This window comes from Mycolicibacterium sp. MU0053 (assembly GCF_963378095.1).
In the GTDB taxonomy this organism is placed as follows: Bacteria; Actinomycetota; Actinomycetes; order Mycobacteriales; family Mycobacteriaceae; genus Mycobacterium; species Mycobacterium burgundiense.
The window spans coordinates 4,371,096-4,391,456 of sequence record NZ_OY726397.1; the positions used below are offsets into that span (position 1 = coordinate 4,371,096).

Genomic DNA, 20,361 nt, shown 5'->3' on the forward strand with positions numbered 1-20,361 from the left:
CGGCGATCCAGCGCACAGCGCGGGATGGCGCCGAACGCCTGCCGCTCGGGCGCCGCCGAGAAAACTCGCGCCACCGCGTCTCGGCGGCCGGCGGCCCACCGCGACAGCCCCGGGGCGCAAGTTGTACGCGCTCGTGCAATTTGGGCAAATCCACAATGGCTGGTTGGAAATTGGACCGCGGACACCCATTTCGGAAAGTTTTCGCCGCGAAATCGATACCTCCGCTAATCAATTGCCCGTATTCATGAGGACGTCATCTGCACTTTCGCCCCACGGTGGGTCTGATCAGCAAGAATGACCCAGCCTCGACGGCGGTTCGCGAGATAATTATGGGTAGCAATAAAACGGGTCGGGGTACTCGCAAAGAAGAACTCAGCTCCGCGCAACATCGGTGCCGGACTGACCGACAGATAGGAAAGCCGTGAATCATCAGCTTACCGAATTGCACGCCCCATCGGTGCGCCTCGAATCCAGCGCCCACTGGTGGGACCCCGACACGGAGTGCACTTTGGTGCTTGCCCGGCCGGGGGACGAACCGGCGCTGTGGCAGGAATACCTCGCCGGAGCCGATTACAGCTACCGTAAACACGGTGTCGAATGCGCGCTTGACATCGAGGAAATCCAAGACGGTAGCGACACCGCGCTGTTCTTCGTAGCTATTGACAGCAACAAGCGCATCGTGGCCGGTGTCCGCGCCAAGGGTCCGCTGATCGATGCCGATGATTCCCACGCCGTGGTGGAGTGGGCCGGCCAGCCGGGGCTGCCGGCGGTGCGCAAGATGATCGACGACCGCGCCCCGTTCGGCATCCTCGAGATGAAGTCCGCGTGGGTCACCGATGAGCCGGGCCATGCCCGCGCATTGACCCGCGCCATCGCCCGGTCCGGCTTCCATGCGATGGCCGTGATGGATATCCAGTTCTGCATGGCCACCGCCGCGGCCTACGTCCTGGACCGGTGGCGATCCTCGGGCGGCGTGGTCGCCGCCCACATCCCACCGACGCCGTATCCCGACGACCGGTACGAGACCACGATGATGTGGTGGGACCGCAGCACCTTCGCCAACCACGCCAAGCCCGAGCAGGTCGCCAAGATCCTGCGCGAGACCGCCATGCTGCGTCGGGAAACCCTGAGCCAGGGGGCGTCGGCATGACCGCGGTACTCGAACCCCTGCTGGCGCCGCGCACCGTCCCGGCGCCCGAGCGGACCCCCGCGATCGCGGATTTGCCGGCGGCGCCGCGCAATCCGCTGCCCTACCGGCAGCGCCTGGCCGCGGTGAAGTCCTATCACACCGGCACCGAGATCCTGCGGGACGCGGGCGGTCCGGTGACCCGGATCGTGTTGGCGCCCCGGTGGTTGATGTCGCCCATCGTGCTGGCCACCTCGCCGCAGGCGATCCGGGATGTGCTCGGTGTGCGCGACGGCACCGTCGACAAGATGTCACCGGTGTTCGCCGAACTGCGCGCGATCCTCGGGGAGAATCTGGTGAATCTGCCGCACGACCGGTGGCTGCCGCGGCGCCGCACGATCCAGCCGGTGTTCACCAAGCAGCGCATCGCACAGCTCGGCACGCACGCGACCGCGGCCGCGGACTCCGTCGTCCGCGACTGGCAGCACGGCGCCGAGATCGACCTGGGCGCCGAATCCCGGAAGCTGACGATGCGGGCGCTGGGCCGGTCGGTCTTCGGCATCGACCTGGCCGACCGGACCGAGGCCATCGAGGAGCATCTGCAGACGACGCTGACCTACGCGGTGCGCCGCGCCCTGCGGCCGGTCCGGGCGCCCGGGTGGCTACCGACGTCGGCGCGACGTCGGGCACACCGCGCCAGTGCCGAGTTGCACGGCCTGGCCAACGACATCCTGCAGCAGTGCCGGGCCCAGCCGGAGCGGGAGGCGCCGCTGGTGCAGGCGTTGATGGCGGCCACCGACCCGGTCACCGGCCGCGGGTTGACCGACCGGGAGATCTGCGACGAGCTGATCATCTTCCTGTTCGCCGGCCATGACACCGTCGCCACCACCCTCACCTATGCGCTCTGGCAGCTCGGGCGTAATCCGCACATCCAGCAGCGGATGGCCGATGAGGTGCACCGGCTCGGCGATCGGATGCTCACCGGCGCCGACCTGCCGGGTCTGGAGTACACCAGCCAGGTGGTCAAGGAGGCGCTTCGGCTGTGCCCACCGGCGCCCACCGGCACCCGCACGGCAACCCGCGACCTGAACGTCGGCGGGTACCGGGTGCCGGCCGGCACCACCCTGGCGTTCGGCCGGATGGCCGTGCAACGGGATCCGGCGTTGTGGGACAACGCGCTGGTCTTCGACCCGGACCGGTTCGCGCCGGGCCGGGCCGCCGGGCGCGACCGTTGGCAGTATCTGCCGTTCGGTGGGGGGCCGCGGTCCTGCATCGGCGACCACTTCGCGATGATGGAGGCGACGCTGGCATTGGCGATGTTGATCCGGGAGGTCGAAATCGATTCGCTCGAGGACACCTTTCCGCTCGCCGTCCATTTCACGCTGGTCGCCGACGGCCCCATCCCGGCCCGGCTGCGCAGGCGCCGATGAGTAGTTCCGACCCCACCCGATGGCGGCCGGTCATCCTCGACGAGGACGTCGCCGAGGACCGGGATGCGTTGGCCCGGCTCCGCGGCGACCCCGCCGTGGAGTTCCTCGACCATCGGTCGGCGCAACTGGCGGGGCTGCATGAGCTGCGCCCGCCACCCGGGGACGACGTGCTCGGCGAGCGGCACCGCTGGGTGCACTACCCGTGGCGTCGGACGGTCGTGGGCCTGCTGGGGCCCCGGGCGTTCCGGACGCTGCGCCTGGACCGCAACCGGAACCTGATCACGGCCGCCGAGCAGCAGCGGCTCGGCCGGCTGTCGATCGGGGTGGCCGGCCTCAGCGTCGGTCATGTCATTGCACACACCCTTGCCGCGCAGGGACTCTGCGGGCAGCTGCGGCTGGCCGACTTCGACCTGCTGGAGGTGTCCAACCTCAACCGGGTCCCGGCCACGGTGCTCGATCTCGGCGTCAACAAGGCGGTGGTGACCGCGCGGCGGATCGCCGAACTGGATCCCTACCTCCCAGTCACGGTGTTGCCAGCCGGGGTCACCCGGGACACCGTGGACGGGTTCGTCGACGGACTCGACGTGGTGATCGAGGAATGCGATTCGCTCGACATCAAGGCCGTGGTCCGGGAGGTCGCCCGACGGCACCGGGTGCCGGTGCTGATGGCCACCAGCGACCGCGGCCTGATCGACGTGGAACGCTTCGACCTCGAACCCGAACGGCCCATCCTGCACGGCCTGTTGGGGGCGGTCGACGCCGAGACGCTCGCCGGGATGTCGGCGCGCGACAAGATCCCGCACATGCTGGGGCATCTCGACGTGCCGCGGGCCTCGGCGCGCGCGGCCGCGTCGATGGTCGAGGTCGGCAGGACCCTGACCACCTGGCCGCAGCTGGCCGCCGACGTGGTGCTCGGGGCGACGACGGTCGCCGAGGCGGTGCGCCGCCTCGGCCTCGGCGAGCCGTTGCCGTCCGGGCGCACCCGCGTCGACGTCAGCGCCGCACTGGACGGACTCGCCGAGCCCCCGCCGGTCCCCGACCCCACCGGCACGCCGGCACCCGAGCCTCCGGAGGTGCCCGCCGACGTGGTGGCGCGGATCGCCGCGGCGGCCAACCGCGCCCCCTCGGGCGGCAATGCGCAGCCGTGGCGGATTGTGACGCAACCGGATTCGGTGTCGGTGCGGCTGAATCCCGACTATCGGGCGACCATCGACGTCGGCCACCGCGGCAGCGCGGTGGCCGTGGGCGCCGCGGTGTTCAACGCGCGCGTCGCCGCGGCGGCCCACCGAATGCTGGGCCCGCTCAGCTGGCAGCAGGACCCGCTGACCGCGACGCTGCGGCTCGAACCCGGCGAGGACGCCGCGCTGGCCGACCAGTACGAGGCGATGTGGCACCGGGAGACCAACCGCAACCGCGGCGCGGGCGGCGCATTGGACCGCGACGCCCTCGATGACTTGCAGTCCGCGGCCCTGGCCGAGGGGGCCCGGCTGCAGATGATCGCCGCCGGGGCCGACACCGAGGCACTGATCGACATCCTCGCGGCCACCGACCGGATCCGGTACCTGACGCCGCGGCTGCACCACGAGATGATCAGCGAATTGCGTTGGCCCGCAGACCCCGAACCGGACTCGGGCATCGAGGTGGGACTGCTCGGTCTCGACGACAGCGACCTGGCGGTCCTGGAGGTGCTGCGCCGGCCCGACGTGATGGCCCACCTGGCCGACTGGGAGGCCGGATCCGCGCTCGGCGACGAGGTCGGCGAGCGGATCCGGGTCAGCTCCGGACTCGGCGTGGTGTGGGTCGACGGGCGCACGTTGGGCGACTACGCGCGCGGCGGTGCCGCGGCCGAGGCGGTGTGGATTGCCGCGGCGGCCCGGGGGCTTGCGGTGCAACCGATCTCGCCGGTCTTCCTGCACGCCCATGACGAGGACGAACTGCAGGAGGTTTCGGCCGACTTCGCGCCGCACCTGCACGAACTGTCCGGCCGGTTCCGCCGGCTGGTCGGGGTTCCCGCCGATGCGGGCCTGATCCTGCTGCTCAGATTCGCCGCGGCGCCGCCCACCGCGGGGCGCAGCCGGCGCCGGGCCCTGACGCTGTCCCATCGACCGGAGAGGTGAGGATGCCGCGCAGTCTCGAATTGGTCGTGACGTCGGTGGCCACCCAGCTGATGGCGGCCGATTCGGCCAACGTCATCCCGGTGATCGAACGCATCCTGGCCGACCTGGTGGCCTACTTCGGCGTCGACGTGAGCTTTCTGCGGCGCAACGATCACGACATCAAGGCGTCCATCCTCGTCGCCGAGTGGCCACCGAGACCCTATGTGCCCGATCCGGATCCGCTTGCCGTCATCTACTTCGCCGATGCCGACCCGGTGTTCGCGATCTCCGAGCACGGCAAGAAACCGCAGGTGTTCCGCCCCGAACCGAACACCGACGAATACCAGCAGACCATCGAGGGCGGCGGGGGCGTGCCGCACAGCTCGATGGCCGCGGCACCGCTGGTGTCGGGTGATCTGACCACCGGGGTGCTCGGCTTCGTCAAGTTCGGTGACCGGCGCTGGTCCCAGGAGGAACTCAACGCGCTGGAGGCCATCGCGTCCCTGTTGGCGCAGGTGCAGGCCCGGATCAAGGCCGAGCAGCAGCTGCGGTACCTGGCCGAACACGACGACCTGACCGGGGTCTACAACCGCCGCAATCTGATCGCTCATCTCGAGGACCGGCTGCAACCCGGCCAGACCGAGCCCGTGCCGTTGTTGTTCCTCGACCTCGACCGGCTCAAATCCGTCAATGATTACCTGGGCCACACCGCGGGCGACAAGTTCATCCAGGTCTCGGCCCAACGGCTGCGCCAGGAGACCGGGTCGGACTGCCTGATCGCCCGGCTCGGCGGCGACGAGTTCGTGGTGGTGCCGGTGGCGACCATGTCCCCCGCGGCCGCCCAGGAGCTGGCCCACCGGCTGCACACCGCGTTGAGCGAGCGGGTCGCGGTCGACGGCGAACTGTTGTCCCGCACCGTCAGTATCGGTGTGGCCATGGGAAATCCGGGCCAGCATTCGGCCTCGGACCTGTTGCGCCGCGCCGACCAAGCTGTGCTGGAAGCCAAGGATTCCGGCGGCAACGCGGTCAGCGTCTTCACCGAGGACATGGAGTTGCGCACGGCGCTGCGCAACGACGTCGAATTGCACCTGCAGGGCGTCATCGAGGGCGATGCCCTGGTACTGCACTATCTCCCCGAGATAGACATGCGCACCGGCGAGGTGTTGGCGGCCGAGGCCCTGGTGCGCTGGCAGCACCCGACCCGCGGACTACTGTTTCCCGACTCCTTCATCGGGGTGGCCGAATCCATCAACCTGGCAGGCGAATTGGGCCGCTGGGTGCTCCGCACCGCGTGCGCGGAGTTTCGCCGGTGGCGCGCCGGCGGCGTGGGACTCGACGCCGTGCTCCGGATCAACGTCTCCCCCGTGCAACTGGTGGCCGCCGGGTTCGCCGAAACCGTGGAGGGCATCCTGAGCGAGTTCGGGTTGCCCGGCAACGCGGTCTGCCTCGAGCTCACCGAAAGTCTGGTGGTGCAGGACATCGAGGCCACCCGGATCACCCTCGCGGCCCTCAAGGAGGTCGGGGTGCAGATCGCCATCGACGACTTCGGCACCGGCTACAGCGTGCTGTCCCATTTGAAGTCGCTGCCCGTCGACACCCTCAAGATCGACCGCAGCTTCGTTCGCGACCTCGGCAACAGCGCCGGGGATCTGGCGATCGTGCGGGCCATCATCGCGCTCGCGGAGGCCTTCGGACTCGACCTGGTGGCCGAGGGCGTCGAGACCGTCGCGGGCGCACAAACCCTGTTGGAGCAGCGCTGCTACCGGGCACAGGGCTATCTGCTCTCGAAGCCGTTGGAAGGCCCGGCCATGGAAGCCCTACTGGCGCAGGGACGTATCCAACTGCCCTTCCCCGCTGCCGAGCCGCTACCGCGGTAGCGACTCCGGCGCCGCGGACAGCAACTCCAGCCGTCCGAATCGGCTCGCGGGCCGGGTCACGAAGGCCAGCTCCGCGCGTGCGCCGGTGGTCTCGGACGGCCACGACAGCTCGGTCACGTCCTCGCGCAGCGCCATCACCACCCCGCGGCGCGCGCGCACCAACTCGGTGCCCACCTCGGTCGCCAGCACCACCCCGACCACCCGACCGTCGTCGAATACCAGCTCGACCAGCACATCGGCCGGGTTCGACGCAATGTCGTGGCGAGCCATCTCGTCGGCGAGCCAGTCCCCGACCGAGACCGGCTCGGCCCCGAAGTCCACGGCACCCACCGGGAACGCCTCGATGTCCGCACCGACGCCGTGGTAGCGGGTCATCAGCCGCGGGTCCGCGACCTCCGTGGACAGCACGCCACCGACCGCGTCGATGCACTGCGCGGCCCAGCTGCGCAGTGCCGACCCGACGAAAGTGACTGTCCCGATGGGAAATTCGCGGTCGCTTGGGGCCGGACCGGTGATGCGGCGCAGCGGCACCGAATGGGTCCGGTCGTCGGGTTCGACCGGGACCACGTCATCGGTGACCTGACGCAGATACTCGGCGCTGTCCCCGACGAGTTCCCGCGCCGGGCGCACCCGGCACACGTGCCAGCCGAGGTTCGCGGCGGCCACCGCGGCGGCCGCGGCGACCGGGCTCAGGCCGACGCAGACCACGTCGACGGCGTCATCCCAGGCGAAACCGTCGGAGTCATCCGAATACTCGGGCTGATGCTGTGGCTCGGGCGCCGAGCGCCTCCCGCGGCGGTGTCCGTCAGCCATCGGCCAGCCCGAGATCATCCAGGCTGAGCACGCTGCGGTAGGGCAGCCCCTCGGCCTCGATGATCTCAGCGGCCCCGGTAGCGCGGTCGACAACGGTGGCCACGCCGACCACCTCGCCGCCCTTCTCTCGGACCGCGCGGACCGCGGTCAGCGGCGAGGCACCGGTGGTGCTGGTGTCCTCGACCACCAGCACCCGCTGTCCAGCGACATCGAATCCCTCGATGAGTCGTTGCATGCCATGGGTTTTGGTCGACTTGCGTACCACGAACGCGTCCACCGGAGGGCCCGGCGCGTGCATGATCGCGGTGGCCACCGGATCGGCGCCCAACGTCAGCCCGCCGACCGCGACGTAATCCCAGTCCGCCGTGAGTTCCCGCATCAGCGAACCGATCAGCCGGGCCGCCCGATGCTGCAGGGTGGAGCGGCGCAGGTCCACGTAGTAGTCCGATTCCTGCCCCGAGGACAGCACCACCCGGCCGCGGACCACGGAGAGTTCACGAACCAGGGCGGCCAATTCGGCGCGGTCGGTAGCCGTCAATTCGGGTGTGAGCGTCACGGCGGCTGCTAACGCTGGTAGTGGGGGGCTTGCCTGACGTTGTGCGGCGGGGCCGGCCGTCGGACCGGGTCGACCGGTCGGGCGGGTGGCTCGGGCCGGGCGCCCGGCGCGGTGGCCAGCGGCCGTCCCGGTGCCGCGTTGCGGCGCGGCGCGGCGATCGCGCGCTGCGCGGTCGGCGGCAGCACCCGCAGCAGGTCGTTGAACTGCCGGACGGTGCGCAGTCCCTCGTCCCACTGCGCGCGGGTGCTCGAGATCGGCATCGAGACCAGCGTCCAGTTCTCCTCGTTCCACATGATCTCCGCGCAATCCGGCGCGGTGTGGGCGAAGGTGACCATCCGGCGGTCGCAGGCCCGCCGCGCGGCATCGAGGTTGGTGGAGTACACGATCCGCGGGCCGATGGCACCCAGCAGCCAGATGTCGCTTTCCCGGGGCTCGTTGAGACCCTTGAGTCGCATGTCCATCACGACGCTCGTGCCGACCTTGCGATGCAGCGCGATGACGGTGGCGGCATCGTCGAGATCGAAGATGAACACCGCCTCACCGCGGATCTGTCCGAGCACCACATTGCGGGCCGTGACCTCGCCGACGCTCGACATGACGCCACGCTTCCAGCGTTCGAGGATCTCGGTCGACTCGGGCTCGTAGTCGAATCCGTGCGACCGAGCCCACGACTTCCGACGACGACCGAGTCCCCGACGCCGATCAATGTCGACATATAGCAGCACCCCCGCGCCTGTGAAACAGAGCGCGGACAGCGTGAACCAGAGCGGGACCATTGCGCCTAGCCTATCTGTTTCGGGCCGGATCCGAGAACGGCTGCCGGTCACAACCCAGTTACACCCTGTTCAGACCGGTGCGACCTCAACCCAGGATAAGGCTGTCGCCGTCCGGGCTGACGTTCACCGGCACCGTATCGCCGTCGTGCACCTCGCCCGCGAGCAGCATCTTGGCCAACTGATCGCCGATCGCCTTCTGCACGAGCCGGCGCAATGGCCGGGCGCCGTACATCGGGTCGAAGCCGCGGTGCGCCAGCCATTGCTTGGCCGGCAGCGACACCTCCAGCGTCAGTCGCCGCTGCGCCAGCCGCTTCTGCAGCTGGGCCAGCTGGATGTCGACGATGTGGACCAGTTCCTCGGGGTTGAGCCCGTCGAAGATCAGCACATCATCGAGCCGGTTGATGAACTCGGGCTTGAACGCCGAGCGCACGGCCGCCATCACCTGCTCCTCGTTGCCGCCGGACCCCAGGTTCGACGTCAGGATCAAGATGGTGTTGCGGAAGTCGACCGTGCGGCCCTGACCGTCGGTCAGCCGACCCTCGTCGAGCACCTGCAGCAGCACGTCGAACACGTCCGGGTGCGCCTTCTCGACCTCGTCGAACAGCACCACGGTGTAGGGGCGCCGCCGCACGGCCTCGGTGAGCTGACCGCCCTGGTCGTAGCCGATGTAGCCCGGCGGCGCCCCGACCAGGCGCGCCACCGAATGCTTCTCGCCGTATTCGCTCATGTCGATGCGGGTCATGGCGTGCTCGTCGTCGAACAGGAACTCCGCGACCGCCTTGGCCAGCTCGGTCTTGCCGACCCCGGTCGGGCCGAGGAACAGGAAGGAGCCGGTGGGCCGGTTCGGGTCGGCGACGCCGGCCCGGCTGCGACGCACCGCGTCGGAGACGGCGGCGATCGGGCGCTTCTGCCCGACGACGCGCTTGCCCAGCTCGTCCTCCATCCGGAGCAGCTTGGCGGTCTCGCCCTCCATCATCCGGCCGGCCGGGATCCCGGTCCACGCCGCGACCACGTCGGCCACGTCGTCGGGACCGACCTCCTCCTTGAGCATCACGTCCTCGCGGGCCTCGGCGGCCGGCAGCGCCGCGTCGAGCTGCTTCTCGAGCTCCGGGATGCGGCCGTAGCGCAGCTCCGCGGCCTTGGCCAGATCGCCGTCGCGTTCGGCGCGTTCGGACTCCCGGCGCAGCTCCTCGAGCTTCTCCTTGAGCTCGCGCACAATGTCGATGGCGTTCTTCTCGTTCTGCCAGCGGGCGGTCAGCTCGGCCAGCTGTTCCTTCTTGTCGGCCAGCTCGGACCGCAGCTTGTCCAGCCGCTCCTTGGACGCCTCGTCCTCTTCCTTGGCGAGCGCCATCTCCTCGATCTCCAGCCGCCGCACCACGCGCTCGACCTCGTCGACCTCGACGGGGCGCGAGTCGATCTCCATGCGCAGCCGGGAGGCGGCCTCGTCGACCAGGTCGATGGCCTTGTCCGGCAGGAACCGGGAGGTGATGTAGCGGTCACTGAGCGTGGCCGCGGCCACCAGCGCGGAGTCGGTGATGCGCACGCCGTGGTGGACCTCGTAGCGGTCCTTGAGGCCGCGCAGAATGCCCACGGTGTCCTCGACCGTCGGCTCGCCGACGTAGACCTGCTGGAACCGGCGTTCCAGCGCGGCGTCCTTCTCGATGTACTTGCGGTACTCGTCGAGCGTGGTCGCACCGACCAGGCGCAGCTCGCCGCGGGCGAGCATCGGCTTGATCATGTTGCCGGCGTCCATCGCGCCCTCGCCGGTCGCGCCCGCACCCACGATGGTGTGCAGCTCGTCGATGAAGGTGATGACCTGTCCGGCCGAGTTCTTGATGTCGTCCAGGACGGCCTTGAGCCGCTCCTCGAACTCGCCGCGGTACTTCGCGCCGGCCACCATCGAGCCCAGGTCCAGGCCGACGACCGTCTTGTCCCGCAGGCTTTCCGGCACGTCGCCGGCGACGATGCGCTGCGCCAGCCCCTCGACGATGGCGGTCTTGCCGACGCCGGGTTCACCGATGAGCACCGGGTTGTTCTTGGTGCGCCGGCTCAACACCTGGATGACCCGACGGATCTCGGTGTCTCGACCGATGACCGGGTCCAGCTTGCCTTCGCGGGCGCGGGCGGTCAGATCGGTGGAGTACTTCTCCAAGGCCTGGTAGCTGCCCTCGGGGTCCGGGCTGGTCACCCGGGCGCTGCCGCGAACCTTGACGAACGCCTCACGCAGGGCTTCCGGCGAGGCGCCGTGCCCGGTGAGCATCTTGGCGACGTCGCCGGTGCCGGTGGCCAGGCCGACCAGCAGATGCTCGGTGGAGACGTATTCGTCGTCGATCTCGGTGGCGAGCTGCTGGGCCACCGAGATGGCCGCGATGGCCTCCGGATTCAGCTGCGGTGTCGTGTTCGCCCCGCTGACGGTCGGCAGCCGGTCGAGCAGGCGTTGCGCCTCGACCCGGATGGTCGCGGGTTCGACACCGACGGCCTCCAACAGCGGCGCGGCGATGCCGTCGTTCTGCGTCAGCAGCGCCAACACCAGATGCGCGGGTGTGATCTGCGGGTTACCCGCGGCGGTGGCGGCCTGCAGGGCCGCGGTGAGGGCCGCCTGGGTCTTCGTGGTCGGGTTGAACGAGTCCACGTCACCTTCACTTTCTCCTAGAAGGGCCGTCAGGTGGCCCGGTAAATGCTTCTCGCCCTACTCAACGTAGTCAAGGTTGAGTCTGTTCCGCTCAACTTTAGCTCTTTTTTCGCGGCGGGCGCGATTTCATCCCCGACCCGCCGCAAAACTCGGGTCGTGCCGCACAACCGGGGCCATAACCGCTACCTTCTCTCCCGTGCGCCCCGGCTTCGGTTCCGCCCTGCTCGACCTCATCCCGCTCGCGGTGGTGATTGCGCTTTCGCCGCTGTCGATCATCCCGGCGGTCCTGGTGCTGCACAGCCCGCGACCGCGCCCGGCCGGGCTGGCATTCATGGCCGGCTGGCTGATCGGGCTGAGCGCGCTGACCGCCGCGTTCATCGGGGTCTCCAGCATGCTCGGCGGCATGGGCGAGGAGCCGCCCGGTTGGGCGTCCTGGGCGCGGGTGGCCGTCGGTGCGGCGCTGATCGTCTTCGGACTGTTCCGCTGGTTCACCCGGCACAGCAAGCCGCATCAGATGCCCGGCCAGCGCCACCTCACCGCTGCGACACCGGTCAAGGCCCTGGCGTTGGGCGCGCTGCTGACCGTGGTGAATCCCAAAGTCCTGTTCATCTGCGCCGCAGCCGGGTTGGCGATCGGGACGGCGGCCCTGGGTCCGGCCAGCTGGATCGCGGCCGCGGTGTTCGTGGCGGCCTCGGCGTCCACCGTCGCGCTGCCGATCCTGGGCTACGCGATCTGGAGCCAGCGCCTGGACCCGGCGCTGGCCAAGCTCAAGGCGTGGATGGAGCAGCACAACTCCGCCCTGGTCGCCGGGATCCTGATCGTCATCGGGCTGATGGTGCTCTACAAGGGCATGCACGGGCTGTGACGGCTCGCCGCCGCGGCGGTGCCGCACCAACGGGCCCGCGGCGGGCTAACGTCTAGCCATGTCCGATACCGGTTCCGGAGATTTCGAGTTCGAACGGAAGTTCTTCGTTCGCGAACTACCCGTGCTGGCCGCGTCGGACCCGACACCCACGCTGATCGTGCAGGCGTACCTGTTCGCCGCCGACGGTTACGCGGTGCGGGTCCGCGTGCACGGCTCGGCCCCGGCCGAATTGGGCTCCAACCCCGGCAAACTCGTGGCGGCCCTGGGCCCGGATTCGATCGGCACCATCACCACCAAGGGCCCCGCGATCGGCGGCACCCGGTACGAGGCCGAACGCGAACTCGACCCGGTGGTCGCCGGCGAGATCGTGCGCCGGTCCGACCATGTGGTGGCCAAGATCCGGTATTCGGTCTGGCTCGGGCAGGACGGCTGGGTCATCGACCGTTTCCTGGGCGCTAACGCCCCGCTGGTGGTGGCCGAGGTCGAACGGGGCGGTCCCGTGGTCGATTTGGAGATCCCATCCTTCTGCGCCACCGAACTGTCCGAGGACCACCGCTTCCGCAACGAGTACCTCGCGCACCGGCCGTTCGGCGCCTGGGCCGCGGACTATCTGAGGGAGCTCGAGCGCCGCGGTCCGGTCTTCGTGGACACGCTGGGGCACAACCAGTTCGAGGGCAACCGGCCCAGCGATCGCCGCTAGCGCGTCACGCCCGGTAACCCTGCGGGATACCCAGTTCGTCGAGGCTCCCGGTCAAGTAGCGCTGCACGCTCGGCGCGACCATTCGAACGACCTCGTCGGTGCTCACCTCGGCCAGCGGGCCGATCGCCATCACATACCGCAGCATCGCGGTGCCCACCAGGTTGGTCGCGGCCAGCATGGCCCGCAGCCGGGTGTCGGGACCGCCGCCGAGCGCGCCGGCCACGCCCGCCAGCACATAGTCCCGCATGAATTCTCGAAATGCCTCGCGCGCATCCGAATTGGAGGTGGCCGAGGCCAGCATGGTGGCCATGCTGGGGCCGGACTCCGGGCGGTCCCAGATGTCTAGATAGGTCCGGGTCACCCGGACACCGAGTTCCTGGCGCGGGGACTCGGCGATTGTGGCGACCAATACCCGCGGGTCGATGATCAGCCGCATCGACTCGCGAAAGAGCTCGTCCTTGGACCCGAACAGGTACAGCACCATCGAGGCGTCGACCTGCACGTCGGCGGCCACCTGACGCAGCGTCGTCTTTGCGTAACCCTGCTCGGCGAAGCGCTTCTTCGCGGCGAGCAACACCTGCTCCCGCGACACCGAGGCGCCCTTCCGGCGGCCACGCCGTGGCTTTTCAGCAGGTGAGCCCATCCGCCGACGGTAACATTTCACCGGCTGTTGAAAACAGTCCGCGGCGGGGTTACGCTCGCTGAAAGGATTTCAACAGCCGATGAATACCGTCCCGGGAGTCCGCCATGACCACGCAACCCCACGAACCGCCCGCGGCCGCCAAGGCCGTCGGACTCATCGTCGTGCTCACAGTCGTGCTGGCGGTGATCTTCGTCGCGTTCGCGCTGCCCGCCACCCGGTCCGCCCCGAACGACGTCCCGATCGGGGTGGCCGGACCGCCGCCGGCGGTCGCGCAGATCGAATTGGCGCTCGCCGAGCGCGCCCCCGGTGGCTTCGCCGTCACGGGCTTCGCCGACCCCGGTGCGCTGCGCGCCGCCATCGAAAACCGGGAGGCCTACGGCGGACTGGCCGTGGGACCGCAGGGTCCCACCGTGCTGGTGGCCTCGGGTGCCAGCCCCATGATCGCCGGGGTGTTGACCCAGATCGGCACCTCAATCGGCGAACGCAGCGGCCTGCCGGTGCGCACCGAGGACCTCGCACCGCTACCCGCCGGGGACCCGCGCGGCGTGGGGCTGGCCGCCGCGGCGTTGCCGCTCACGCTGGCCGGCCTGCTGCCGGCCATCGCCCTGGTGTTCGCCTTCGCGGGCCGGCCGTGGCTGCAGCTGGGCACCATGGTCGCCTTCGCCGTGGTGGCCGCGGTCACCATCGCCGCGTTGATGCGCTACCTGTTCGACGCCATCGACACCAACTTCTGGGGTGTCACCGCCGGTCTGAGCCTCGGGATCGCCGCGATGGGCCTCGCGGTGCTGGGCCTGGGCGCACTGTTCGGCCGCATCGGCCTGGGCGTCGGCGCGGTGCTGGCGGTGCTGGTCGGCAATCCGCTCTCGGGGATCAACAGCGCCCCGGAACTGCTGCCGGGTGGCTGGGGCACCTTCGGCCAGCTGCTGCCGCAGGGCGCCAATGCGACGCTGTTGCGCTCGACGGCCTACTTCGGCGACGCCTTCCCGGAACCGCGCGCCACCACCGCGATCATCGTGCTGGGCTGCTGGGTGCTGGTCGGTGTGGCGCTCATCGCCATCGCCGCACTGAGGGATCGGCGCAGCGACGCATAGGATCGGGCATTGTGGGCCTGGAAGATCGCGCTGCGTTGACGGTGTTGCACACCGCGGTCACCCGGCCCGACGCCGACGAACTCATCGGGCGCTTCTACACCTGCTGGTTCGCGATCGACCCGCCGGTGCGCGACCTGTTCCCGCCGGACATGGCGGGCCAACGCGCGCTGTTCGGTCAGGTGCTGGACTTCGTGCTGACCGAATTCATCGCCCAGCGCGCCGAGGAACCGGTGGCCTTCCTGGCCCAGCTGGGTCGCGACCACCGTAAATACGGTGTGACGCAGGAGCATTACGAAACCCTGGCGCATGCCCTGTACGCGACGCTGAGCAGCGACCTGTCCGACCGGTGGACCGATGAGGTCGACGACGCGGCCCGCCAGGCCATCAACTTCATCGCGGGGGTCATGAGCGGGGCGGCCGAGGCCGAGCCCGGCCCGGGCCGCTGGCAGGGCACGGTGCTGGAGCACCATCGGGTGTCGCGGGATCTGGCCGTGGTCCGGCTGCAACTCGACCACCCGCTGAACTATCTGCCGGGCCAGTACGTCAAGGTCGAGACGCCGCAATGCCCGCGGCGCTGGCGGTACCTGTCCCCCGCGATTCCGGCCCTGCCCGACGGGCGGATCGAGTTCCACATCCGCGCCGTCACCGGCGGACTGGTGAGCAACGCCATCGTGGCCGAGACCCGGCCGGGCGACCAGTGGTCGGTGTCGAGCCCGCACGGCGCGCTGGAACTCGACCGCGACGGCGGCGACGTCCTGATGGTGGCCGGCAGCACCGGCCTGGCGCCGCTACGCGCGATGATCATGGACATGTCCCGGTTCGGGGTCAATCCGCGGGTGCACCTGTTCTTCGGCGCCCGTTATCCCTGCGAACTGTACGACCTGCAGACCCTGTGGCAGGTCGCGGCGCACAATCCATGGCTGTCGGTCACCCCGGTCAGCGAGTACGCGACCGACCCGCCGTGGGCCGCCGACTACCCGGATGTGGCGCCGCCGCGCGGCCTGCACGTGCGCCAGACCGGGCTGCTACCGGAGGTGGTGACCCGCTACGGCGGGTGGGGCGATCGGCAGATCCTGATCAGCGGCAGCCCCGCGATGGTGGCCGCCACCAAGTCCGCCCTGATCGCCAAAGGCGCTCCGGCGGAGCGCATTCAGTACGACCCGCCGTTCGGCTAGCGCCGCGGCCGGCGCGGCTGCCAAACCACCACCGCGGTGGAGGTCGCGGGCTTGGCGACCAGGTCGCGGCGCTGGCTGGCGCGCGCGGCCGCGAGTTCCTCGGCCAGTTCGGCGATCCGGGACTGCAGCGCCTCGACCTGGTTGGTCAGTTCGATGATCCGTTTGATACCAGCGAGATTGACGCCCTCGTCCTGGGACAACCGCTGCACCTCGCGCAGCAGGTCCACATCGCGCTCCGAATAACGGCGGCCGCCACCGGAACTGCGGCGCGGCGACACCAGCCCCAGCCGGTCGTAGGTGCGCAGCGTCTGCGCATGCATACCGGCCAGTTCGGCGGCCACCGAGATCAGGAACGTGGCCGATTCCTTGCGTCGAGCATCGTCAGTTGCCGACATCGAACATCACATCCGATTCCCGGCCCAGCCGGCCCGCGGATCGAAGCCGCCGGCGCGTTCGGCCGCGGCGTAGGCCTCCAGGGCCTCCAGCGCCTCGCCCTCGAGGTTCGGTGGCACCGCGACCTTCACGGTGACCAGCAGATCACCGTGGCCGCCACTGCGTTTCGGCACGCCGCGGCCACGCACCCGCAGGATGCGCCCGTCGGCGGTGCCCTTGGGCACCCGGACGCCGACCTTGCCCTCCAGCGTGGGCACCGAAAGGGTGGTGCCCAGCGCCAATTCGGCGAAGCTGACCGGGACCGTGACCGTCAGGTCGTCGCCGTTGCGGCCGAATACCTTGTCGGGGCGCACATGCACGGTGACATACAGGTCGCCCGAGGGCGCCCCGCGCAGTCCCGCTTCGCCCTGACCGGCCAGCCGAATACGCTGACCGTCCTCGACACCGGGCGGGATGCGCACGTTGATGGTGCGGGTGCGGGTGGTCACGCCGGTACCGCGGCACTCATCGCACGGATGCTCGATGATCGAGCCGCTGCCGCGACATTCCGTGCACGGTTCGGAGAACCCGAAGGCGCCCTGGTTGCGGTTGATGACGCCGGCGCCGTTACAGCTGGCGCAGACCTTGGGGCTGGTGCCCGGCCGCGCCCCGCTGCCGTGACAGTTGGTGCACGGCGCCGGGCTGGTGAGCCGCAGCGGCATCGCCACGCCCTTGGTGGCCTCGAGGAAGTCGAGTTGGGTCTCGGTCTCCAGGTCGTTGCCCCGGCGCGGACGGCTGGGCCGCGGTTGCGCCCCGCGGCCGAACAACCCGCCGAACAGGTCGCCGATGTTGGTGCCACCGGTCTGCCCCGCCGCGTCGAACAGGTCGCCGAGGTTGAACTCGGTCCCGTCGGCGCCGTACCCACCGAATCCCGGACCCCCGTTGGTGAACCGGCGGCCGAAGCCGCCGCCCGCGAACAGCCGACGGGTCTCGTCGTACTCCTTGCGTTTGGCGTCGTCGGTCAGCACTTCCTTGGCCTCGGAGGCGGCCTTGTACCGCTCCTCGGCCGCCGGGTTACCGGGATTCCGATCGGGGTGGTGCTCGGCAAGGACCTTGCGCGCGGCGCGCTTGATCTCATCCTTGCTGGCGTCGGAGGTGACGCCCAGCTCCTTGTAGAAGTCCTTCTCAACCCACTCGCGTTGAGCCACTGCGCGTCACCTCCTTACCGGTGTTCATCTCGATGTCGTCTCATCTACGATTCTGCGGGTCCATCCGGATCCGCAGCGGGAGGTTCGGTGTCCTCCGCGGTCGTGTCGGGGTTGTCGTCGGTGTCGATGACACCGACCATGGCATGCCGCAGCACCTGCTCGCCGAGCCTGTAACCGCGGCGCATGACCGTCCCGATCACCGGCTTGGAACCGTCTCCCTCGTGCTGCACGGCCTCGTGCAGGTCGGGATCGAATTCGTCGCCCTCTTCACCGAATCCCTTGAGCCCCAGCCCCTCCAGGGTGTCCAGGAGCTTGTCGGAGACCGCCTTGAGCGGCCCCGTCTCCAGATCACCGTGGCTGCGGGCGCGGTCGAGGTCGTCGAGAATCGGCAACAGCTGGCCGACCACCGCTCCCTTGGCCCGTTCGGCGGCCACCTGCTGGTCGCGCAGGGCCCGCTTGCGGTAGTTGGCGAAGTCGGCCTGCACGCGTTGCAGATCGGCGATCAGCTCGGCGGCTTTGTCCTCCTCCGCGCTGCCCGCGGCCGCCGCCGGCTCCGACCCCTTTTCGGGGGCCGGGCCGGCGGTCGCCTCACGTACCTGACCGGTCTCGGGATCGATGCGCCGTTTGTCGGTGACGGTCACCGGCTCGTGCGGATCGTTTTGACTCACTTGCGCTCCTGGTCATCCTCGACAACCTCGGCGTCCACCACGTCGTCGTCCGCGTGGCCGGCAGCTCCGCCGTCGCCGGCGGCCTGCTCAGCCTGGGTGGCCTCATAGATGGCCTGGCCCAGGCTCTGCGATTCCTCGCCGAGCTTCTCCATCGCGGTCTTGATCGCGGCGATGTCCGTGCCCGCCAGCGCCGTCTTGGCGTCGGCGACCGCGGCATCGACCTTTGCGAGGGTCTCCTCGGGGATCTGCGAGCCGCCCTCGGCCTCGCGCTGCTCGGTGACGAACTTCTCCGTCTGGTAGACCAGCGATTCGGCCTGGTTACGGACGTCGGCCTCTTCCCGGCGGGTGCGGTCCTCCTCGGCGTGCGCCTCGGCGTCCTTGATCATCCGGTCGATCTCCTCCTTGGACAGGCCGGAGCCTTCCTGGATCTTGATCGTGTTTTCCTTGCCGGTGCCCTTGTCCTTGGCCGTGACGTGCACGATGCCGTTGGCGTCGATGTCGAAGGTGACCTCGATCTGCGGGACACCGCGCGGGGCCGGCGGGATGCCGGTCAGCTCGAAGCTGCCGAGCAGCTTGTTGTGCGCCGCGATCTCACGCTCACCCTGGTACACCTGGATCTGCACCGACGGCTGGTTGTCGTCGGCCGTGGTGAAGGTCTCCGAGCGCTTGGTCGGGATCGTGGTGTTGCGTTCGATGAGCTTGGTCATCACGCCACCCTTGGTCTCGATGCCGAGACTCAGCGGTGTGACGTCAAGCAGCAGAACGTCTTTCACCTCGCCCTTGAGCACGCCGGCCTGCAGAGCGGCGCCGACCGCCACCACCTCGTCGGGGTTGACGCCCTTGTTGGGCTCCTTGCCGCCGGTCATCTCCTTGACCAGTTCGGTGACCGCGGGCATCCGGGTGGAACCACCCACCAGCACCACGTGGTCGACCTCGGAGATCGAGCCGCCGGCGTCCTTGATCACCTGCTGGAACGGCTTGCGGGTGCGGTCCAGCAGATCCTGAGTGATCTTCTGGAACTCCGCGCGCGTCAGCTGCTCATCGAGGAACAGCGGATTCTTGTCCGCGTCGACGGTGATGTAGGGCAGGTTGATCGAGGTGGACTGACCCGAGCTGAGCTCGATCTTGGCCTTCTCAGCGGCCTCACGCAGCCGCTGCATCGCCATCTTGTCCTTGGTCAGGTCGATGCCGGAGGTGCCCTTGAACTTCTCGACCAGCCATTCGACAATGCGGTCGTCCCAGTCGTCGCCGCCCAGGTGGTTGTCACCCGAGGTGGCGCGGACCTCGACGACACCGTCGCCGATCTCCAGCAGCGAGACGTCGAACGTGCCGCCACCGAGGTCGAAGACCAGGATGGTTTGTTCCTTGCTGCCCTTGTCCAGGCCGTAGGCCAACGCGGCCGCGGTGGGCTCGTTGACGATCCGCAGGACGTTCATGCCCGCGATCTGGCCGGCTTCCTTGGTGGCCTGGCGCTGGGCGTCGTTGAAGTACGCGGGCACGGTGATGACCGCGTCGGTGATGTCCTCGCCCAGGTAGGCCTCGGCGTCCCGCTTGAGCTTCATCAGCACGCGGGCGCTGATCTCCTGGGGGGTGTAATGCTTGTCGTCGATGTCCACGGACCAGTCCGTGCCCATGTGACGCTTGACCGAACGGATGGTCCGGTCGACGTTGGTGACCGCCTGGTTCTTGGCGGGCTGGCCGACCAGCACCTCACCGTTGCGCGCGAATGCGACGACCGACGGTGTGGTCCTGGAGCCCTCTGAGTTCGCGACGACCACGGGGTCGCCGCCTTCCAGCACGGCGACGACGGAGTTGGTGGTCCCGAGGTCGATTCCGACCGCACGAGCCATAGTTACTGCCTCCTGTATAGCTTCAATAGGATCTGAGTGAACCTCGCTCAAGCCTGCTACCGCTGACGCCTGCTTGTCAACTCATAGTTGAGTCTGATGCACTCAAGTTATCAATACCCCCAACGGGTCGGTCGCGGGATTTGTTCCCGGTGCCCCCGCGCGATCGTCGCCGCGACCCCGCCGCTCCCCCGGCACCCCGCGACAGTGCGATTTCATCCGCGAAACGCCGACCTGCCGGATGAAACTGCGCTCTCGCGCGTCGGCCCTGCCGCCGGAATGGGTCGCACGGCGCCGCCGGTGCAGGCGACCGTCGGCTACAACGAGGCCGCCCACCGCAGCCGGCTGACGATCTTCGAAGCCCAGCACATCGTGCCGGACCGATCGCCGAGGCGTGGCTGCCGTTCCATCTGCCGATGAGCTATCACGGGGTATTCACCAGCGGCATCGCGGTGCACTGAAAGCGCTCCGCCAGGGTCACTGCCG

The 20,361-nt window shown here is 69.3% G+C and carries 17 protein-coding genes and 1 pseudogene; 9 read left to right on the forward strand and 9 right to left on the reverse strand.

Going from position 1 to position 20,361, the window contains the following annotated elements; genetic code table 11:
• The first annotated feature begins 421 nt into the window (after positions 1 to 421).
• The 4 genes from RCP80_RS20870 to RCP80_RS20885 are packed head-to-tail and all read left to right on the forward strand — an operon-like array spanning position 422 to position 6,529.
• The gene (locus RCP80_RS20870) at positions 422 to 1,150 is read left to right on the forward strand and encodes a hypothetical protein (RefSeq protein WP_308479485.1); all 729 of its coding nucleotides are present in this window, start codon (positions 422 to 424) and stop codon (positions 1,148 to 1,150) included.
• Positions 1,147 to 2,556, forward strand: a complete 1,410-nt coding sequence (locus RCP80_RS20875; RefSeq protein ID WP_308479486.1) for a cytochrome P450 — start codon at positions 1,147 to 1,149, stop codon at positions 2,554 to 2,556. Before RCP80_RS20870 ends, RCP80_RS20875 begins: the two co-directional genes overlap by 4 nt.
• Complete coding sequence (locus RCP80_RS20880; protein ID WP_308479487.1) at positions 2,553 to 4,673, forward strand: Rv1355c family protein; 2,121 nt, start codon at positions 2,553 to 2,555, stop codon at positions 4,671 to 4,673. The genes RCP80_RS20875 and RCP80_RS20880 overlap by 4 nt, the downstream gene beginning before the upstream one ends.
• Positions 4,674 to 4,675: 2 nt before the next feature.
• On the forward strand, positions 4,676 to 6,529 hold the full coding sequence (locus tag RCP80_RS20885) for a bifunctional diguanylate cyclase/phosphodiesterase (RefSeq protein ID WP_308479488.1): 1,854 nt from the start codon (positions 4,676 to 4,678) through the stop codon (positions 6,527 to 6,529).
• On the opposite strand, the gene RCP80_RS20890 is transcribed toward RCP80_RS20885, so the two are convergent.
• The 4 genes from RCP80_RS20890 to clpB all read right to left on the reverse strand — a co-directional run bounded on the left by RCP80_RS20890 (position 6,518) and on the right by clpB (position 11,306).
• A complete protein-coding gene (locus RCP80_RS20890; protein ID WP_308479489.1) occupies positions 6,518 to 7,342 on the reverse strand; it encodes a hypothetical protein in 825 nt (274 codons plus the stop codon). The two genes, RCP80_RS20885 and RCP80_RS20890, sit on opposite strands and share 12 nt — an antisense overlap.
• Positions 7,335 to 7,880 carry an orotate phosphoribosyltransferase gene (gene pyrE, locus RCP80_RS20895; RefSeq protein WP_308482964.1) on the reverse strand — a complete coding sequence of 182 codons (546 nt, stop codon included), beginning with the start codon at positions 7,878 to 7,880 and terminating at the stop codon, positions 7,335 to 7,337. Before pyrE ends, RCP80_RS20890 begins: the two co-directional genes overlap by 8 nt.
• Before the next feature lie 26 nt (positions 7,881 to 7,906).
• Positions 7,907 to 8,674 carry a trehalose monomycolate transport factor TtfA gene (gene ttfA, locus RCP80_RS20900; protein ID WP_308479490.1) on the reverse strand — a complete coding sequence of 256 codons (768 nt, stop codon included), beginning with the start codon at positions 8,672 to 8,674 and terminating at the stop codon, positions 7,907 to 7,909.
• An 85-nt stretch (positions 8,675 to 8,759) separates the two neighbouring features.
• Positions 8,760 to 11,306 carry an ATP-dependent chaperone ClpB gene (gene clpB, locus RCP80_RS20905; RefSeq protein ID WP_308479491.1) on the reverse strand — a complete coding sequence of 849 codons (2,547 nt, stop codon included), beginning with the start codon at positions 11,304 to 11,306 and terminating at the stop codon, positions 8,760 to 8,762.
• Between the two features lie 196 nt (positions 11,307 to 11,502).
• Here clpB and RCP80_RS20910 point away from each other — a divergent pair, with 196 nt between their 5' ends.
• Both RCP80_RS20910 and RCP80_RS20915 read left to right on the forward strand, forming a co-directional pair.
• Entirely contained in the window at positions 11,503 to 12,171 is a 669-nt protein-coding gene (locus tag RCP80_RS20910; RefSeq protein WP_308479493.1) for a GAP family protein, read from the forward strand.
• 58 nt (positions 12,172 to 12,229) lie between these two features.
• Positions 12,230 to 12,871 carry a CYTH domain-containing protein gene (locus RCP80_RS20915; protein ID WP_308479494.1) on the forward strand — a complete coding sequence of 214 codons (642 nt, stop codon included), beginning with the start codon at positions 12,230 to 12,232 and terminating at the stop codon, positions 12,869 to 12,871.
• 4 nt (positions 12,872 to 12,875) lie between these two features.
• Here RCP80_RS20915 and RCP80_RS20920 read toward each other — a convergent pair whose 3' ends face one another.
• Positions 12,876 to 13,514: a TetR/AcrR family transcriptional regulator gene (locus RCP80_RS20920; protein WP_308479495.1), complete on the reverse strand. Its 639-nt coding sequence runs from the start codon at positions 13,512 to 13,514 to the stop codon at positions 12,876 to 12,878.
• A 104-nt stretch (positions 13,515 to 13,618) separates the two neighbouring features.
• On the opposite strand from RCP80_RS20920, the gene RCP80_RS20925 reads away from it, so the two are divergent.
• Together RCP80_RS20925 and RCP80_RS20930 are read left to right on the forward strand one after the other, a co-directional pair.
• Entirely contained in the window at positions 13,619 to 14,605 is a 987-nt protein-coding gene (locus RCP80_RS20925; RefSeq protein ID WP_308479496.1) for an ABC transporter permease, read from the forward strand.
• An 11-nt stretch (positions 14,606 to 14,616) separates the two neighbouring features.
• Positions 14,617 to 15,780 (forward strand): FAD-binding oxidoreductase, encoded by a 1,164-nt coding sequence (locus RCP80_RS20930; RefSeq protein ID WP_308479497.1) that lies wholly within the window; start codon positions 14,617 to 14,619, stop codon positions 15,778 to 15,780.
• On the opposite strand, the gene RCP80_RS20935 is transcribed toward RCP80_RS20930, so the two are convergent.
• From RCP80_RS20935 to dnaK, 4 genes are read right to left on the reverse strand one after another with little or no spacing between them, the layout of a single operon-like run.
• A complete protein-coding gene (locus RCP80_RS20935; RefSeq protein WP_308479498.1) occupies positions 15,777 to 16,175 on the reverse strand; it encodes a heat shock protein transcriptional repressor HspR in 399 nt (132 codons plus the stop codon). The genes RCP80_RS20930 and RCP80_RS20935 overlap by 4 nt on opposite strands.
• A gap of 6 nt (positions 16,176 to 16,181) precedes the next feature.
• Complete coding sequence (gene dnaJ / locus RCP80_RS20940; protein WP_308479499.1) at positions 16,182 to 17,360, reverse strand: molecular chaperone DnaJ; 1,179 nt, start codon at positions 17,358 to 17,360, stop codon at positions 16,182 to 16,184.
• A gap of 44 nt (positions 17,361 to 17,404) precedes the next feature.
• Positions 17,405 to 18,028, reverse strand: coding sequence for a nucleotide exchange factor GrpE (grpE, locus tag RCP80_RS20945; RefSeq protein ID WP_308479500.1), 624 nt, complete (start codon positions 18,026 to 18,028; stop codon positions 17,405 to 17,407).
• Positions 18,025 to 19,878, reverse strand: a complete 1,854-nt coding sequence (dnaK, locus tag RCP80_RS20950) for a molecular chaperone DnaK (protein ID WP_308479501.1) — start codon at positions 19,876 to 19,878, stop codon at positions 18,025 to 18,027. Before dnaK ends, grpE begins: the two co-directional genes overlap by 4 nt.
• A 306-nt stretch (positions 19,879 to 20,184) precedes the next feature.
• Between dnaK and RCP80_RS20955 the strand changes: the two are divergent.
• Positions 20,185 to 20,336, forward strand: a pseudogene (locus RCP80_RS20955) (carotenoid oxygenase family protein); the annotation flags it as partial.
• Between the last annotated feature and the right edge of the window lie 25 nt (positions 20,337 to 20,361).

Excerpts from the sequence above, each read along its gene's own strand:
- RCP80_RS20875 (WP_308479486.1), top strand. The coding sequence starts at position 1,147 with ATGACCGCGGTACTCGAACCCCTGCTGGCGCCGCGCACCGTCCCGGCG.
- RCP80_RS20880 (WP_308479487.1), top strand. The coding sequence starts at position 2,553 with ATGAGTAGTTCCGACCCCACCCGATGGCGGCCGGTCATCCTCGACGAG.
- RCP80_RS20885 (WP_308479488.1), top strand. The coding sequence starts at position 4,676 with ATGCCGCGCAGTCTCGAATTGGTCGTGACGTCGGTGGCCACCCAGCTG.
- RCP80_RS20890 (WP_308479489.1), bottom strand. The coding sequence starts at position 7,342 with ATGGCTGACGGACACCGCCGCGGGAGGCGCTCGGCGCCCGAGCCACAG.
- ttfA (WP_308479490.1), bottom strand. The coding sequence starts at position 8,674 with ATGGTCCCGCTCTGGTTCACGCTGTCCGCGCTCTGTTTCACAGGCGCG.
- RCP80_RS20915 (WP_308479494.1), top strand. The coding sequence starts at position 12,230 with ATGTCCGATACCGGTTCCGGAGATTTCGAGTTCGAACGGAAGTTCTTC.
- RCP80_RS20920 (WP_308479495.1), bottom strand. The coding sequence starts at position 13,514 with ATGGGCTCACCTGCTGAAAAGCCACGGCGTGGCCGCCGGAAGGGCGCC.
- RCP80_RS20925 (WP_308479496.1), top strand. The coding sequence starts at position 13,619 with ATGACCACGCAACCCCACGAACCGCCCGCGGCCGCCAAGGCCGTCGGA.
- RCP80_RS20935 (WP_308479498.1), bottom strand. The coding sequence starts at position 16,175 with ATGTCGGCAACTGACGATGCTCGACGCAAGGAATCGGCCACGTTCCTG.
- dnaK (WP_308479501.1), bottom strand. The coding sequence starts at position 19,878 with ATGGCTCGTGCGGTCGGAATCGACCTCGGGACCACCAACTCCGTCGTC.